The organism is Paraburkholderia sp. RL18-085-BIA-A (assembly GCF_046027075.1).
Lineage (GTDB): Bacteria > Pseudomonadota > Gammaproteobacteria > Burkholderiales > Burkholderiaceae > Paraburkholderia.
Window position 1 is genome coordinate 1 of the sequence record NZ_JARESU010000495.1, and the last position, 940, is coordinate 940.

A 940-nucleotide genomic window follows, 5' to 3' on the forward strand; every position below is an offset into this window, starting at 1 on the left:
GTCAAGTCTTCCGCGCTCGCACATCCGAACGGCCATTAATCGACTGACGTGTGTGATGTTTCCTTCACGCGAAGATCGCAACACGTGGCGGAAGAATTCCTTTTATTGGCTATTTCGTATCACCTAAGATGATGGCCGCGTGGACTGACCGTTAGGTTTCCTGTGTTCTACAAATACGTGAGCTGTAGTGGACTTCTCGCAATGCTGTAGCTTATTGGTTCACTGTGCGCCATAAGAACAGATGATAAGGATCGTGTCTTTGGACTGTCCGGGTACGACATAGGCGCCGGAACTTTCGGTCAAGACCTTGGTTGAACCCGCCAGTTCAAGAAGTTGCGAACCGCATCCCAGCTAGGCTTGTGCAATAAGCAATCGCATGGAGAATCCAGAAAGAATCCACTATTGATAGCGACCTTAAAAGGAGGTAACGGCCATGTCTTGCGCAATAACCTTCTGCAATGCGAAGTCGAGGAGTGAAGATGAACGGTCCGGCGAGCCTGTTTCGAAGCTCATAGGCATTGTTCTATACGACGGTTTTTCTCTCCTCGGAACAGGGACACTCGTAGAGGCGCTGCATATCGCCAACGAATTGCAGCGGTCCTCCGACGGCGCTTGCCTAACCTATGGCGTTCGTCTCGTATCGACTCGCGGCGGTCCGATTGCGTGCTCGTCCTCTGTATGCTTATGGACGGAACGCCTCGGCGGACAATGGTTCCGAGCCTTCGATATGCTGTACGTCGCGGGCGGAGCGGGTGTGACGCGTGCATCGGCAGACGAGCGACTCATCGAACTGTTGAGGATCGCAGGTTCCCAAGGCGTCGCGATAAGCGCGCTGGATAACGGGCATGCGCTCTTGACAGCTGCGGGCCTGTCGGACAACAACTGGGCGTCAATCGAGCGCGATATCTTGATGCACAACTATACCGATCGGCGTCTGAGC

General features: G+C 53.9%; 1 protein-coding gene. It reads left to right on the plus strand.

Annotated features, from left to right (window positions below; translation table 11 throughout):
* Positions 1-433: 433 nt before the first annotated feature.
* Positions 434-940 (plus strand): helix-turn-helix domain-containing protein (locus P0D89_RS53470; RefSeq protein ID WP_459252693.1); only part of this gene is annotated, 507 nt, incomplete at its 3' end.